Genomic DNA, 13,745 nt, shown 5'->3' with positions numbered 1-13,745 from the left:
TTTTTCATTGCCAGAGTTCGCACAGCGTGCCCTGGCAAAGCCCCGTCACTTGCAGTCAGGCTGTCCTCATGTTTCTGAGCATCAGTACCGACGGAAGTCCGTTGATGGCACTCTTGCGACATGCCGACGGACACCGAGAATGTCCGCTCATTGGGGAAGACCGGAAGTAGCCGGCGCCCAATGAAATCGACGCGAATGACCCGACTCGGAGTGCGCCAGGAAAGCTGGCAAAGAATAGGAGGTGAAAGTCCCCCATGGGGTAAGGACTAGCCATCCGCCCCGACCTCGAGTGATGCGCGGCGTCCCGCGAGGGCCGACGTGAAGCGCTCACAGGGGAGACCACGGGCCAAGTATTGAGCTGCGAAACGGGTCTAATTCCGAGGTGCCGATCTCCTTCCGTTGAAGAGAAGGCAACATCGTCCCATGGCGAATGGCTTGCATCGGAAGAACCTCGCGCAGTCGGAGATCTTGTGCACGTGGAGAGGTTCTTTGCACGGAACCTGGGAAGTCTCATCCGTGTCCGGACAGGCAAGCCGGGCCGGTTCATGAAGGCAACAGCCGAACGGTGAACATGCACGCGGCCGAACAAAGAGGGCTTGCCCTCGGCGGAGGCCGTGGAGGGAAGGACCCCGCCCAAGGGGAACGGCGACGAGACGGCCGCGGCCCGGACACTGCGTCGGGACAACGCGTCGAACGGACTCATTGCCGTGCGCCGAGCGGCGCGACAGAGCAAGAGTGTACGGTTCACTGCACTGCTGCATCACATCACCGTTGATCTCCTGAAGCGGAGCTACCTGTCGCTTGAACAGGACTCCGCGCCGTGGCAGACCTACGGAGAGAACCTCGAAGAGAAGCTAGAGGACCTGCACGACAAGGTGCATCGGGGCAGTTACCGAGCGCGTCCGGCCAGACGTACCTACATTCCGAAGGCCTGCGAGGCCGCCCGCGGCGCGGAGAAAAGCAAGAGTTCAAGATCTTCATCAGTCAGGCCATCTGGCAGCGGCCAACTGAGCCCGGCAGCGCCGGCCCGGCGCAGATAACCATGCACGACGCCGTTGCTGATGCCGATCGTGCGGGCAATCGCCCGTTCCGGTAGGCCTTGAACATGCTTGAGACGAAGGACTTCTCTGTTCCGGCGCATCGACAATCTCTGGGTAGGCAGTGGGCTTCCTCGTTAAACGACGAGGCTGTCCTAAGCCGCTTGAGATGTCGGCCGAAGCGGGCGCGCGGGGCGGCTCACGATCCCGCGAAATCGGTGCTCACGATCGTCTGAAATCTATGCTCATGAAGCTGTGAAATCTATGCTCATGAAGCTCTGAAATCCGTGCTCACGATCCCGCGAAACGCGCACTTGATGGGATTTTTAAACTCGCGGAGTCTGGACTAGAGGCGCCCCTTGCTCCTCACCTCCGACGCCTTTCCTCTTGGTGTGCCTGTTCGACGACCGGCTCGAGCCGGTACACCTCCCCAGCAAGACCATCGGTAACAAAGTATACAAGGTTGTTGGAGTCGACGCGCACGTCACGAATGCGACCAAGTTCGCCACGGAGGAAACGCCGTTCGGAAGCGATCCGCCCCTCCTTCATGTCCAGGTTGACCAACGCTTCTCCAGCGAGCGCGCCAATCCAGAATCCGGTGATACGGTCGAGACCTTCGAGAGCCAATCCCGACGGAGCAATCGAGGGTGTCCAATGATAAACGGGCTGCTCCATACCGTGCTTGGCAGCACCCTCGCCAATCGGCTCGTCCGCATATCCGATACCGTGCGTAATGACGGGCCACCCGTAATTGCGGCCGGAGATGATCAAATTGAGCTCATCGCCGCCCTTCGGTCCGTGCTCATGCGACCACAACTGGCCGCTACGCGCATGAAAAGCGAGGCCTTGCGGGTTGCGATGACCATAGCTCCAGATCTCCGGCTTCGCCTCCGGCAGCGAAACAAACGGGTTGTCCCACGGAACCGAGCCGTCGGTGCGGATGCGAATGATTGACCCGGCGTGATCAGCCAGATCCTGCGCGCGCTCACCCTCCCAGCGGTCACCAAGCGTCAAAAATAGGTATCCATCGCCGGTCACAGCGATCCGGCCTCCGAGTTGGTTCGGGCTCGGCGCGGGCGGCGAGCTCTCAAAGATGACCTGCTTGTGCTTAAGCTTCGAGCGCGGCTCATCGAGCTTGGCCCGGAGCACGCGGATCGTGGAGGATGACCCGGTTCCGTGCACATAAGACAGGTAGATAATGCCATTTTCGCCGAAACCTGGATCAACGGAAACGTCGAGAAGTCCGGAGTGCCCGCTGAACAGGACGGGAGGGACGCCGGTTATTTCGCGAGCACTTGACCCCGGCCGGATGAGTTGAAGGCGGCCAACACGTTCCGTAAGGAGAATGGAGCCGTTTGGCAGAACAGCGATGGACCAAGGGAACTCGAACGGACCCGCAATTTGCACGGCCCCGAAATCCGCGGGCACTTCGGGAGCGCTGAGTTCTCCGTTTTCGGGAGCGCGAGCAAGGGTGCTGTCGAGCGGGGCGCTAACACAGAGAGCGAGTGCCACCATAACGCTGAACGGCCCGCTCCGGCGCGCGCCGCGATGATTCGCGTTCCGGATCATTCCCCTATTCCCCCAATCTCAGACTTGGCGACCGGTAAGGTGGTGCGGCGTGATTGACTCCTCGCACCGCTGGTGTCGCGCCGCAGACGGCCGTTGATCTAGCCGACGGGCGGCGCCTCTCTGCTCCTGTTGGCAGCGATCCCGAGGTTGCATCGGCCAAGCCGCGCGGTCAATTTGGAATCTCGGCTTGAGACTCTTCCTTTTCTGTTGCGGTTGCTGTGGGCATGTGGGCAACGCGGCGGCGTTGTCCAAGCCTAAACTGAAATACCGGGTCGGTGGCAACCATGAAGGGGCTCGCGAAAATCTCGGCCGCGTCACGGCGGCGGCCGCGCTGAAGAAGGCCAGGCAGTTCGTGCAAGAAGGCTACCTCGACGTGAGGATCTGCACCCCGCGCGGGCAGGTCCTGTTATCAGCGGGCAGGTCCTGTTGTCAGATGAATTCAATCATCTTGAAAAACAGGAGGAGACTGCCATGGCCAAAAGCCAGCAACGAGGCAACCGCGAAGCCAAGAAGCCCAAGAAAGAAAAGGTCAAGGTCATCGCCGCGGCGCCCAGCCAAAAGGCCGCGACCTGGCAGCCGAACTTCATGCCAGGGAGGAAGAAATAGCTCCGGTTGAACCGGTCAAGCTCTCAACGATCGGCTCCTATTGGCACCTTTGAGACATGGCGATCGGCCCTGACGATGTCCGTTTCCAGGGGAAGACCGGAAGTAGTCGGCCGACGACCAAAATGACGCGATTGACCCATCTCAGACATTTGCTGCCCGCTCATCATCCGGCATCTCTTGCGGCACCCTCAGTCGCTGCCGCGAACATCCTGTCATGCCTTTGAGGCGAGTGCTGCAATAGCAGCGACCAACAGAAGTCCGGCGACGCTCCAGACGACCAGACCGATCAGCAATTCGATAAACGGGTTCGACTTGCGGCCCCAAAGAGACAGAACCTTCTTGCCCGTATGATGGACGAGAAGTTCAAACGCCGCCTGGATCAACGCACCGATAAGACGAACAACGGCCTCAGCCATCTGAGCCTCCGTCGCTCATCTCGACCATCAGTGATCACTGCCGGCGTTGCCATCGCCCACATGACCACCAACGCTGTGGTCGGCGCTTTCACCATCGCCGCCCGATCCAGAGCCAGATTTAACAAAACCCCAGCGCTCCGCATCGACCATCATCGACGTGTAAAGCGCCCTGACAGCGCCATACTCAGGATCAGAGACCCTTAGTTCATCAAGTTTCTTTCTCAACTCAGCCAAATCTCTCAATCTGGCCTGCTTGTTGAAGAGCCAGTAGATTCCCAAGCCAAGCGGAAGCAGGGCGACGAGGCCGACCACGGCTGCCCAAAGAGCCGCCGGAGCTGCGATTATTTTCGTGACTGTATCCATGCCTTGTCCGCCCACGACCGGCTAATCGGTTTGTGCGAGAGGTCTATACCATCAACAACCTAACGGCGATCTGAACCAAATTACGAAAATTTGTGGGTTCTCGAAGTGTCCGAATGCTCTTTGCGAACATTAAAGCCGCGATCGACCATTTCCGCTGTTGGCACTTTTCGGACCGCACCGCTTCGTCGCATGTCCGCTTGGCGCCAGAACCGGGCCTCCCGTCAGAGTCAGGTTTCTGTGTGAAAAGTCTGTCGTTCAATTTGCGTGTAGAACATCTGTCTCAATTTCGTCGATGCGGAGACCAATTGCACTGGCAACCTCTGTCGGGAGACGACAATTGAGAAACAATTATGCACGTCGTTGGCTCACGCGGGTTTTCACACAGCTTGGACCCATTTCGGACATTCGCCTGTAAATCACAGGCCGTCCGGATCGGGTAAGACGACGGACTTCAATGCGGCCTCAACCATTCCAGCCGGCCTTGCGCAAACCCTCGACGAGATGAGCGTGATCCTCCGGCCGAAACCACGGAGCTCGCCTGCGGACATACATGTCGAATGCCCCCGGTGCGCGCGAGACGGCCTTCTCCAATGCATCCTTCGCTTCCGTTGTGCGCCCAAGTTGGCCCAGCGCCGCCGCGGGCCAGCGGTAGATCATCGGAAAATCGGGAAACGACCGGATCAGCCGTTTCGCGGCTTCGATCGAAGCCTCGTATTCGCTGCAGAAATATAGTCCGCATGCAATGTGCAATAAACGTACTGCCAGATACGGATCGCGGGGGTCAAGCCTGATACATGTTTCGAGAGCCGTGAGCCCTTCCCTTGGCCGTCCCGCGAAGATCAGCGTCGCGCCTCTGTGGCCATGCGCGATGGCCAGATTTGGACTCATTGAGAGAGCTCGCTCGATCTCCGCCAACGCACCGTCGGCGTCGCCGCGCGCTTGCAAGGCCCAGCCGAGGCATGAACGGGATTCTGCATCGGCGCCATCGAGCGCGACCGCCCGACGGGCCAAGGCCTCGGCCGAGCGTTGCGCGCTTGGCAGATCCAGCTTCTGGTAGATCGCGGCCGCTTGCAGCTGATACAAGGCGAGCGCGCTGTAGCCGCCGGCGAAGGTCGGGTCGAGATCGATTGCCTGCTTAAAAAAACTCTCTGCCGTCGCATCGTCGTCTGGGGTAGCTTTGCTCAGATGCCACAGACCGCGCTGATAGGCCGCCCAGGCATCGAGGCTCTCCGGTGGCTTGCGCATGGCGCGTCGCAGCTCGGCGTCTGCGATGGCGGGGGCCAAGGCGGTCGTTAACGCTTCGGTGAGTTCGTCCTGCATAGCGAAAATATCGGCGAGATCTCGGTCGTAGCGCTCGGCCCACACATGGTTGCTGGTTCCTGCCTCTATCAATTGCGCAGTGACGCGGATCCGATTGCCGGCCTTGCGCACGCTACCTTCGAGCACATAGCGCACGCCGAGCTCGCGTCCGACCTGTTTCACATCGACCGCTCGACCCTTGTAGGTGAAGGACGAGTTCCGGGCGATGACGAACAGCGAGGGATAGTGCGATAGTGCCGTGATCACATCCTCGGCGACCCCATCGGAGACGAACTCTTGCTCGGGGTCGCCACTCATGTTGGTGAATGGCAGCACGGCGACGGACGGTTTGTCGGGCAACGCGAGCGCCGGAACCTCAGGTTTGCGCGTCGCGGGCCGCTGGCTTGGATCGATAATACGGTAAACGTGGACCGGCCGGGCGATATTCTTCAGCGTCTGTTCGCCCGCGTCCTCGACGTCGAAAGACACCTTATCGCGCGCGTGACTGAGGACTGTACGTGAGATACATATGCCGCCGGGTTCGGCCAGCGCCTCAAGTCGTGCCGCGATGTTCACGCCATCGCCATAGAGGTCTCGGCCTTCGATCATCACGTCCCCAAGATTAACCCCGACACGAAACTCAATTCGTTTCTCCTGCGGTACGTCAGCATTGCGTTCGACCATGCCCTGCTGAACCTCGATCGCGCAGCGAACTGCATCCACCACGCTTGGAAACTCAATTAGAATTCCATCACCAGTCGTTTTCACGATGCGGCCGCGATGTTGCTTGTTCTTTGGATCGATCAGCTCGCGGCGGAGCACCTTGAGGCGGGCGAGCGTGCCCTCTTCGTCCGCACCCATCAGCCGGCTATAGCCGGCAATATCGGCAGCGAGAATAGCCGCGAGCTTGCGTTTGGTCTGATCTAGAGCCATTGGGGTCTGTTTCCCCAGTTCCTTATCTCCATACTACCACCAAATGCTTTGCTTTTGGGGTCATTCACGGGGGATGGCCCGCCGTGAGATGGGATATCGTCCGCACCGCATAGACGAAGTCCCACCCTTACGACAAGAGTTGAAGGTCATCGGCTTTGGCGGCGTGACCGAGATGTCGCCCCTTAGCTCGCATCACGAACAAGAGCCGCCGCAGGCGGGACCACCGATAGCATGCCCCCCGGGTCACAATGACAGCTCAGAGGAGGTGAAAAAAGCTGAGCGAATGGGTGATGACAAGGCTAGGACCTGACGTGCCCTTGCATTTCACCGCCTTCCACCCTGACTACAAGATGCTGGATCTGCCCCGGACGCCGGCCCTCACCCTGACGATGGCTCGCGACATCGCGCGCAAGGCCGGGCTGCAGTTCGTCTACACCGGCAATGTCCATGACGAGAGGGGCCAAAGCACGTACTGTCCGGGCTGTAGCGAGCGGATCATCGGCCGAGATTGGTATGACATCACCAATGTATGGTCCGGCCGCGCGTTGCAAGAGGTTTCGTCCACCTGGCAGATGCGGTCTTGCATCAATGTATCCGGCCTCTGCTTGGAGCGTGTGGTGCTCCGGGCCATCATGGATATCAGCGCGCATGCGAGCTGATAAACGGACAGGCCTCGAATGGGCCATTTGGGTCACCAGTGTTCGCATGCGCCTTGTTGAGAACCGCCCACGCGATCCGAGCGGTTGGCTAAGGAAGCGATGATGCGCCGAGAGTGAGCGACTCGGCAGTCCTGACCACCGCGGCGATCGTGGCGCTGCCGCCGCCGGCCAGGGCCTGGGTGACGTCATTAGATTGCATTCGGAGGCAACGCAGGTTGTGGCGTGCGCTCGGTGATCCGACTGGATGATAGCCATTTAACGCGGGAGCGCGCCGCTTCCATCTCCAATAGTCATCAGTTCGCGCCCCACCGGCGGGACTTTGATCGCTTTTTGACAGCTACTAATCCAAGCTCTCGCGCCTTCGTTTTCACCGAACCAACGTAGCGTCCAAGGGATTTCGATATTTCTGCCGCACTATGCCGCTGCCCGCTCATGGAGATCAGGCTTTTAACCTCTAGTTCGGTCCATTCCCGGGGCTTAGATGACTTCATCGCGAGCCAGATAATCTACGGAAAATCCAATGATGGGCTTCCAATCTAGGCGAACAGGAGGCCAGGCACGATTTAGAGGTCGTTCTATAGGCGAGTGCAGTGCTCTGCTGACAGGCTTGGATCCGGTCCCCTCTCGCTGCCGAAACTCTCGCACTCCGTTCAAGCCTAGTAGGCGCAGGCCCAATGCCGGCAGGCGATTACTACAACTCAACACGAAAATCCGAACAGCCAGAATAAAGCCGCTGCCAATCGGCCTGCGACCCACCGGAATCGCTTGCTGGCGCGCGACCACGAACGCCCGATAATGGCTCGGTGTTGTATTTTGGCAACCCGTGCTTTTGCTCACAGGCGATAAGCTCTGTCGTTTCAGGGGAGGCAGCATATGGTCGACGTGTATTTCAACACCAAGCGCAATCTGCTCGTTGTGAAGAAGGGATTTCCGATGCCACCTATTGGCGAGCAAGGGAAATGGCGCAAGAGCAAGAAGAGGGTCATCAAAGTCAGTGACGAGATTAGGTCAGCGCTTCAGAGCCAGGGCTACTACGTGCGCAAACTAAAGGACCTGCGCAGCAATCGGGACTAGCGCGCATGAATCGGCTCGTTCATTGGACGGCCCTTGATAGGCGTGCGATCTTTACAGCATCACCACCAACGAAGAAGCGACCGCGCCCTCTTCCGCGTCGTTAACTGCTACGTAGGCTGCTGGCAGGAACCAAACATCGGTTCGCCGGTTGAGCCACATACGCCAGCGGCGATGACGTGTTGCGGATCGTCTGTGACCGGCGGCGAGCATGACGACACGAACCGTCGCATCGCGTTCGCCCATTCCGCCTCAACAGCGTCGGCTTCGTCCCGGTTCGCCGCGCGGCGAGCCTGCCGCGTTCGATGATGGCAGTTTTCAGCGGTGCCGCTTTGGTGAATGGCTTGGTCGTCGGCATGCTGCACGCGGGAGCGACCCGGCACGGTCTATTGATCCTGATCAAGGACCGCGGCCGCGTATTGCGTAGCTTGCAGGACGCTTCATCACGAAAATCATGCTTGCGATCGCCCCGGCAGTCGAACCCGACTGCTGGGCTTTTGCTCGGGAGCGTGACCGCCGGTCCCGATACTGCTGAAAAATTTTGTAATGAGCGATATGGCGGGGCGCGGCGTTTCCCCGCCTGCCGACCCTGAAGCCAGCATCTGATCGCATCACCGGCCGCGCGTCGGCAACTTCGGCAGTCTGTCGGGGTCGAACTTTGGCGGCGGCGCGCTCGGCTCGAGCGTTGGCGGTTGTTGTTCGCTGAGAATGAGCGTTCGCTCAAGAAGCACGCCCGGAAACTGCTCAGCCGTACCAACGTAACGAGCGATCTTGCCGGGGCACGTACCATCGAGCTTCAGCTGGAGTTCATCGTTGCTACCGAAAACCGTATGCCCCTCGGTATGCCTTTTCGTCGTGATGGTCGCGGTGAATCGATCTCCGTCGACCACGCAAGTGCCGGTATAGGTCATGACGCTGTCGCGACCCCAAATTTTCCCATCAGCGACATGGGCAATACCGGTACCTTGGCCCTGCGGGGTCTTGAACCACGCCGCGTAAGTGCCGTCTTTGAGCACGGGGGATTCCTCTCCCTCGGAGTTTCACAACAGCCCAGATGATCCGCACGCTTAGGGCTAAGACTCGGTTAATGGCGGCGTCCGTGCCATCCCGGGGGTGCAGGCGATCGCTGCGTCGGACTCGTTCGATTGAGCATAGAAGTGCCAACGTTCAGAACGACCGCCAGTGACCTGCACGGTCAGTTTGATGCGAAATGACCAAAGCGGACATCGGCTCTGAGAGGCATTCTCAATTAACGCGATTATCTGAAGTAATTTTTTAATACCTGGCGCTCACATTGATTGGGGGCGGATCAGGTATTGCGTACCGCCCAATTGTTAGTTTGCACTACCTATGAATTTCACGATCCGAGCGGTCAAAGACGGCGACACCACGGTATTAGTCCGAGCAGGACCCACCTTGTCCGTTGCAAAAGCGCGAGCACTTTCAAAAACGGGGTGGGCCGTCGAGATCATCGACGCCGATGGCGTGTCGTACCCACCATCGGAGTTTGATCAGTTGCTCTCATTTGACCGTCCTCGTGCGAGCCAATTGCACAACGTCCTGGATGTGGTCACTGATTTGAAAAGGCCCATCGAATGACCGCAGGTCCTAGCACGGTCGTTTACCTCCATGCCGTTCTTCCGAAGCATGGTGAGGGACGGTCGAGCACAGTCGATGCGGCGAGCTTTCGTACGAGCGAAATGACGAGTTCTGAAGTGAAGGCATTGGTGCCTGCCCGCAATTTCGATCAGTCGGAGCAGTTCTACCAGCACTTAGGATTTGAACTTGGCTGGTCTGATGGGACCCAAACGCATTTCCGGCATGGCAACTCAAGCTTCGTGCTACAAAAACTCAACAATAAAGAGCGCGCTGATAATGTCGTAATCCATCTGTTCGTGGTGGACGTTGAAGCTTGGTGGCAACACGTTCAAGCTCAGGATTTGAAGAACAAGTACGAGATCAAGGTAGATCCCCCAAAAGATAGGCCTTGGGGCATCCGCGAACTTGTGATCGTCGATCCAAGCGGCACTTTGTGGCGCATCGGACAGAGCATGGGTGGGAATCCATAGCTTCGAATGCTGCGAACGCGAAGCTGGGTCCATCAGTGGTCGGAAGAGCGCTCCCAGCGATCGGGTGCCAATCGGGACCAAGCAAGCCGCGGCGTGTACGCTTAGAGAGGTATCGGTTGAGATCTGAACCCGTGGCCCGACATGAGCCAATTGCAGTTTGTGATTCTAGACGATCGATCTGTCAGGTAGTGGCACTTTCTTCCAGCCTCACTGGCCGGTGAGCAAAAAAGTCTGTCGCCTATAGCTCCACCGCCTTCCATGGTAGAATACGGATGATTCCCAACTCACGTTGGGAACAAATCGCGTCCATTGCAGGAACATTTTCTGCTACCTAACGGCGATCCCTGCATGCGGGCTAATTTGCGATCTCAGAACGCCCAGAATGTTGACCCTAGGTATTTGTCGCATCTCGGCGTTGTCCTCCCTTTGACGCCTGGTTCTGGAGGAATCGAACACCCAGTTGATCCGCATTAACCCAAGCCAGTTCGCAGCGCCGAAACGCGAGACCAGGAGAAGAAAGAAGCAAGAAGAATTCCCTTGAGGGGAGTCTTTCGATGGACTCGAGGGCTGTCAATTTTGCCCACCAACTGAAACGTCCCACATTGTACAAGCTCTTCGCCAAGTCCCATCAATTGCCACTATATGGACATCAATGCCTTTCGAAAATTCGACCCGACCGCTCTTTCGTTTTTCCATACCGGACGACATAGCCGCGATGATTCCAAAAGCGCGTCATTGACGATGTTTATTCTGCAGATCTGACCATATCCATTCTGGCTAGTACTTCGTCACTACGATTTTGCTGTCCGGAAACCTATTGATCAGCCACGCGGTCCTGAATGCGAACGTGCTACGGTCGCTACACGGCGAAGTGCCTCCTGCAATGACTTCTCCGCGTCGGACAATTGATCCGACCGCATCACAAGCAAGTCGTTCGTCAACGCGATTTGCTCCTGAAGCACTTGACGTGCCTCACGATCATCGATCGTCCTGCTGACATCCGCGAGTATCTTGAGATTTCGCTGCAGGCTGTCGATGCTTTGGCGCAGCATTTCATATGCGCTTTTCACCCCAGCCAGTTCTAGCCTCGTTTCTCTGAACGGCAACTCAACGACACTGTCCCGTACCCCGTCGGCAGTCGCACGCGCGGTTCCGGTTGATCCTTCGTGCAATCGCACTACAGAACTCATCAATGCATCCTCCATTCCAAATCGAAAGAAAGCACCTTGGAGTGCAAGGGCGCCGTCAGGCCGCGCGCACCGTTGCGAGGAACTGGTCGACTTCGGTCTTGAGTCTTACGCTATCGTTCGACAGCGTTTGGGCCGATACCAGCACCTGACTTGAAGCGGCGCCGGTCTCGCTCGCGCCGCGCTGCACGTCAGCGATGTTCGAAGCTACCTGCTGGGTGCCTTGCGCCGCCTGCGTGATATTGCGGGAAATCTCCTGGGTCGCGGCTCCTTGCTCTTCGACAGCGGAGGCAATGGTCGACGAGATTTCCGATATGCGGTCGATCGTTCCGATGATCTCCTTGATCGCGGCCACCGACTCTTGCGTCGCGGACTGGATACCGGCAATCTGGTGACTGATTTCGCCAGTCGCTTTCGCTGTTTGCTCGGCGAGCGCCTTGACCTCCGATGCGACCACGGCAAACCCGCGCCCCGCTTCTCCAGCCCGCGCCGCTTCGATGGTGGCATTCAAAGCCAGCAGTTTGGTCTGTCCGGCAATGGTGTTGATCAGATCGACGACATCGCCGATGCGGGCTGCAGCCTGCGACAAGGCGGTGACGCGGTCGTTGGTCTTTTGCGCCTGTTCCACAGCCGCGCCGGCGATTCTCGCCGCTTCCAGCACCTGACGGCCGATCTCGTTGACGGAGGAACTCATTTCCTCGCTGGCTGAGGCGACCGACTGGACGTTCGCCGATGCTTCCTCGGAGGCGGCAGAGACGGTGGTGGAGAGTTCCTGTGTACTTTCGGCGGTCCGGGTCAGCGTATTGGCCGCGGCCTCCAGTTCTGTCGAAGACGAGGACAGCGTCTCGATAATCTCTCCAACCGCGTTCTCGAACCGGTTAGCCAACGCGTGCATTTCCGTCTTACGCTGAGCCGCGGCACGCGCTTCCGACTGCGCCTGCTCGGCTCGCAAGCGGTCTGCCTCGATGATGTGGTCCTTGAAGACCTGGACCGCGCCCGCCATCTCGCCGATCTCGTCGGCGCGTCCGATCGCCGGCACAACAATAGATGTGTCGCCGCCGGCGAGCTTGCCCATGGCGGCGGTCATTCCCTGGATCGGGGTTGCGATCGAACGCGCCGTAAATAGCGCAATCATCGCGCTAACGCCCAGTCCCGCCGCGAGCAACCCCCATAGGACCATCTCCAGGAACGAAATACTCGCGTGAACCTCCTGTTGTTCTTGAACGAGCATCTTCTTCTGGTGCGTCTTGATGCCTCCGGAGCGAGTGCCGTCGAGACCCTTGGGCCCATCGAGCAAGTCAAGGATCTTGAGTGCGCGCGGCGCTGCTTCGGTAACGAGAATTTCGACGGGCGCGTTCCAGTTCGTGGACTCCCGGAGAGAGAATGTCTTTTCGTACAGCGGCGCAAGCTCCCTCCGTGCCCGTGTGATCTTTTCGAAGGACGCCAGCTGCGCGATGGTGAGCTGTCCCTTTTGCGCACCCACGGCGGCGAAGCCTTTTTCGAACAGCTCCCACGGTCCGGCGAACTTGTCCTTGTCGCTCCCCTCACCGGACAACAGGTACAGGCGCAGCTGCGCCATAGCGGCGGCGAAATTGCCGCGCGTATCTGCCATGGCCTTGAGCAGTCTCTTCCGGTCGGCTGTTGCCTCCAGGCCTTCCTCCTCGTTGATCATCCTGGTGATCTCGGAGAATACTACCTCGGCGCGTGGGTTGGCTTCGGCAGTCATGAGCTTCGTCGCCGGATATGCGTCGGCGGTGAAGGCCAGCGCCTCAGCCTTGTCCTGGGCAGCGCGGAACTCCGCGAGCAGTACCTTGGCCTCGGCCCATTTGCGCTTGTTTTCAGGGTTCGTAAATTGCGCCGCCTTGTCATCAAAGGCAGCCACGTTGGTGTCCATCTCCTTCCACATCGCCATGCGGTCGAGCTTGCCCTGAGGATTTCCCGTCAGCAGGTAGCCCCGCAACGTCGCCAGCGTGGAATAAGATTGCCGACCAGTTCCGCACTTGCCAGCGCCACGGGCGTGCGTTGGTTCACCATGCGATCGACGGTCGAGGAAATACCACCGACCGCGAACACGGTATATCCAGCCGAGAGCGCGGTGATTGCAGATACGGCGATAAAGCCAGTAATCAGACGGCCGCGAATACGAAAATTGAAAGACATGGCAGGGCTCCGCGGGTCGCTGGGACCCGAAATGGATTTGCAGAATGAATTGCGTGAAATGCGCTACGCGGAAGGTCGCGATAGGTTTCGGTCAAGCGCCGGTCTGATCAAGACCGGCTTGGGCACCTCACTGATTGAACTGGGATGCACCGGCGAAATGCCATACCGGCGCTGAATAAAACCAAGAAAGCTCTTCTGTCTTGAATGCGGTAGAGTCCCTGCCTCGAGCTTAGCGGCGCTTTCAGGATCGTCGAGAAGCGGCGCAAATTCGTCGCCGTCTTCCATCGACACCATGAGATCGACGCGGTGCTTGTGTTCTAACTGAATGCGGGCTGCCTTTCGATTATTCCACTTCATGACGATTCCCCGCAGTAAA

The 13,745-nt window shown here is 58.7% G+C and carries 15 protein-coding genes and 2 pseudogenes; 5 read left to right on the top strand and 12 right to left on the bottom strand.

The genetic code is table 11. The features are described 5' to 3' along the window. Positions 1–928 precede the first annotated feature (928 nt). Both V1273_RS07690 and V1273_RS07685 read right to left on the bottom strand, forming a co-directional pair. Positions 929–1,162: pseudogene (locus tag V1273_RS07690) on the bottom strand (sigma factor-like helix-turn-helix DNA-binding protein); the annotation flags it as partial. Positions 1,163–1,403: 241 nt separating this feature from the next. Further along, a complete protein-coding gene (locus tag V1273_RS07685; RefSeq protein WP_334367004.1) occupies positions 1,404–2,606 on the bottom strand; it encodes a PQQ-dependent sugar dehydrogenase in 1,203 nt (400 codons plus the stop codon). A gap of 471 nt (positions 2,607–3,077) precedes the next feature. On the opposite strand from V1273_RS07685, the gene V1273_RS07680 reads away from it, so the two are divergent. After that, complete coding sequence (locus V1273_RS07680; RefSeq protein ID WP_334367003.1) at positions 3,078–3,212, top strand: hypothetical protein; 135 nt, start codon at positions 3,078–3,080, stop codon at positions 3,210–3,212. 212 nt (positions 3,213–3,424) lie between these two features. On the opposite strand, the gene V1273_RS07675 is transcribed toward V1273_RS07680, so the two are convergent. From V1273_RS07675 to V1273_RS07665, 3 genes are all read right to left on the bottom strand, one after another. Beyond that, complete coding sequence (locus tag V1273_RS07675; RefSeq protein WP_334367002.1) at positions 3,425–3,628, bottom strand: hypothetical protein; 204 nt, start codon at positions 3,626–3,628, stop codon at positions 3,425–3,427. A gap of 27 nt (positions 3,629–3,655) precedes the next feature. After that, the gene (locus V1273_RS07670) at positions 3,656–3,991 is read right to left on the bottom strand and encodes a hypothetical protein (protein WP_334367001.1); all 336 of its coding nucleotides are present in this window, start codon (positions 3,989–3,991) and stop codon (positions 3,656–3,658) included. 462 nt (positions 3,992–4,453) lie between these two features. Beyond that, on the bottom strand, positions 4,454–6,223 hold the full coding sequence (locus tag V1273_RS07665; RefSeq protein WP_334367000.1) for an adenylate/guanylate cyclase domain-containing protein: 1,770 nt from the start codon (positions 6,221–6,223) through the stop codon (positions 4,454–4,456). Between the two features lie 290 nt (positions 6,224–6,513). Between V1273_RS07665 and V1273_RS07660 the strand changes: the two genes are divergently transcribed. Together V1273_RS07660 and V1273_RS07655 are read left to right on the top strand one after the other, a co-directional pair. Then, the gene (locus V1273_RS07660; protein ID WP_334409190.1) at positions 6,514–6,882 is read left to right on the top strand and encodes a hypothetical protein; all 369 of its coding nucleotides are present in this window, start codon (positions 6,514–6,516) and stop codon (positions 6,880–6,882) included. An 873-nt stretch (positions 6,883–7,755) separates the two neighbouring features. Beyond that, positions 7,756–7,956, top strand: a complete 201-nt coding sequence (locus V1273_RS07655) for a hypothetical protein (RefSeq protein WP_334366998.1) — start codon at positions 7,756–7,758, stop codon at positions 7,954–7,956. Between the two features lie 51 nt (positions 7,957–8,007). On the opposite strand, the gene V1273_RS07650 is transcribed toward V1273_RS07655, so the two are convergent. Both V1273_RS07650 and V1273_RS07645 read right to left on the bottom strand, forming a co-directional pair. Next, positions 8,008–8,199, bottom strand: a complete 192-nt coding sequence (locus V1273_RS07650) for a hypothetical protein (protein ID WP_334366997.1) — start codon at positions 8,197–8,199, stop codon at positions 8,008–8,010. Between the two features lie 365 nt (positions 8,200–8,564). Further along, positions 8,565–8,969 carry a hypothetical protein gene (locus tag V1273_RS07645; protein ID WP_334409188.1) on the bottom strand — a complete coding sequence of 135 codons (405 nt, stop codon included), beginning with the start codon at positions 8,967–8,969 and terminating at the stop codon, positions 8,565–8,567. A 334-nt stretch (positions 8,970–9,303) separates the two neighbouring features. Here V1273_RS07645 and V1273_RS07640 point away from each other — a divergent pair, with 334 nt between their 5' ends. After that, positions 9,304–9,552 (top strand): hypothetical protein, encoded by a 249-nt coding sequence (locus V1273_RS07640; protein WP_334366996.1) that lies wholly within the window; start codon positions 9,304–9,306, stop codon positions 9,550–9,552. A gap of 101 nt (positions 9,553–9,653) precedes the next feature. Further along, a complete protein-coding gene (locus V1273_RS07635) occupies positions 9,654–10,022 on the top strand; it encodes a VOC family protein (protein ID WP_334366995.1) in 369 nt (122 codons plus the stop codon). A 391-nt stretch (positions 10,023–10,413) separates the two neighbouring features. Here the strand turns inward: V1273_RS07635 and V1273_RS07630 are convergent. The 5 genes and pseudogenes from V1273_RS07630 to V1273_RS07610 all read right to left on the bottom strand — a co-directional run bounded on the left by V1273_RS07630 (position 10,414) and on the right by V1273_RS07610 (position 13,726). After that, positions 10,414–10,730 (bottom strand): annotated as a pseudogene (locus V1273_RS07630) (PilZ domain-containing protein). 113 nt (positions 10,731–10,843) lie between these two features. Then, positions 10,844–11,212, bottom strand: a complete 369-nt coding sequence (locus tag V1273_RS07625) for a hypothetical protein (protein WP_334366994.1) — start codon at positions 11,210–11,212, stop codon at positions 10,844–10,846. Positions 11,213–11,267: 55 nt separating this feature from the next. Further along, the gene (locus V1273_RS07620; RefSeq protein WP_334409187.1) at positions 11,268–13,121 is read right to left on the bottom strand and encodes a methyl-accepting chemotaxis protein; all 1,854 of its coding nucleotides are present in this window, start codon (positions 13,119–13,121) and stop codon (positions 11,268–11,270) included. 29 nt (positions 13,122–13,150) lie between these two features. Further along, complete coding sequence (locus V1273_RS07615) at positions 13,151–13,369, bottom strand: hypothetical protein (protein ID WP_334366992.1); 219 nt, start codon at positions 13,367–13,369, stop codon at positions 13,151–13,153. A 63-nt stretch (positions 13,370–13,432) separates the two neighbouring features. After that, positions 13,433–13,726 (bottom strand): hypothetical protein, encoded by a 294-nt coding sequence (locus V1273_RS07610; protein ID WP_334366991.1) that lies wholly within the window; start codon positions 13,724–13,726, stop codon positions 13,433–13,435. Between the last annotated feature and the right edge of the window lie 19 nt (positions 13,727–13,745).

Origin of the sequence: Bradyrhizobium sp. AZCC 1721 (genome assembly GCF_036924715.1) — a bacterium.
Classification (GTDB): domain Bacteria; phylum Pseudomonadota; class Alphaproteobacteria; order Rhizobiales; family Xanthobacteraceae; genus Bradyrhizobium.
This window is presented reverse-complemented; position numbering and strand designations above follow the sequence as displayed.

Bases quoted from the DNA above. Each gene is read 5' to 3' on its own strand.
- V1273_RS07685 (WP_334367004.1), bottom strand. From the start codon at position 2,606: ATGATCCGGAACGCGAATCATCGCGGCGCGCGCCGGAGCGGGCCGTTC.
- V1273_RS07680 (WP_334367003.1), top strand. From the start codon at position 3,078: ATGGCCAAAAGCCAGCAACGAGGCAACCGCGAAGCCAAGAAGCCCAAG.
- V1273_RS07675 (WP_334367002.1), bottom strand. From the start codon at position 3,628: ATGGCTGAGGCCGTTGTTCGTCTTATCGGTGCGTTGATCCAGGCGGCG.
- V1273_RS07670 (WP_334367001.1), bottom strand. From the start codon at position 3,991: ATGGATACAGTCACGAAAATAATCGCAGCTCCGGCGGCTCTTTGGGCA.
- V1273_RS07665 (WP_334367000.1), bottom strand. From the start codon at position 6,223: ATGGCTCTAGATCAGACCAAACGCAAGCTCGCGGCTATTCTCGCTGCC.
- V1273_RS07660 (WP_334409190.1), top strand. From the start codon at position 6,514: ATGACAAGGCTAGGACCTGACGTGCCCTTGCATTTCACCGCCTTCCAC.
- V1273_RS07655 (WP_334366998.1), top strand. From the start codon at position 7,756: ATGGTCGACGTGTATTTCAACACCAAGCGCAATCTGCTCGTTGTGAAG.
- V1273_RS07650 (WP_334366997.1), bottom strand. From the start codon at position 8,199: ATGGGCGAACGCGATGCGACGGTTCGTGTCGTCATGCTCGCCGCCGGT.
- V1273_RS07640 (WP_334366996.1), top strand. From the start codon at position 9,304: ATGAATTTCACGATCCGAGCGGTCAAAGACGGCGACACCACGGTATTA.
- V1273_RS07635 (WP_334366995.1), top strand. From the start codon at position 9,654: ATGACGAGTTCTGAAGTGAAGGCATTGGTGCCTGCCCGCAATTTCGAT.
- V1273_RS07625 (WP_334366994.1), bottom strand. From the start codon at position 11,212: ATGAGTTCTGTAGTGCGATTGCACGAAGGATCAACCGGAACCGCGCGT.
- V1273_RS07620 (WP_334409187.1), bottom strand. From the start codon at position 13,121: ATGGCGATGTGGAAGGAGATGGACACCAACGTGGCTGCCTTTGATGAC.
- V1273_RS07615 (WP_334366992.1), bottom strand. From the start codon at position 13,369: ATGTCTTTCAATTTTCGTATTCGCGGCCGTCTGATTACTGGCTTTATC.
- V1273_RS07610 (WP_334366991.1), bottom strand. From the start codon at position 13,726: ATGAAGTGGAATAATCGAAAGGCAGCCCGCATTCAGTTAGAACACAAG.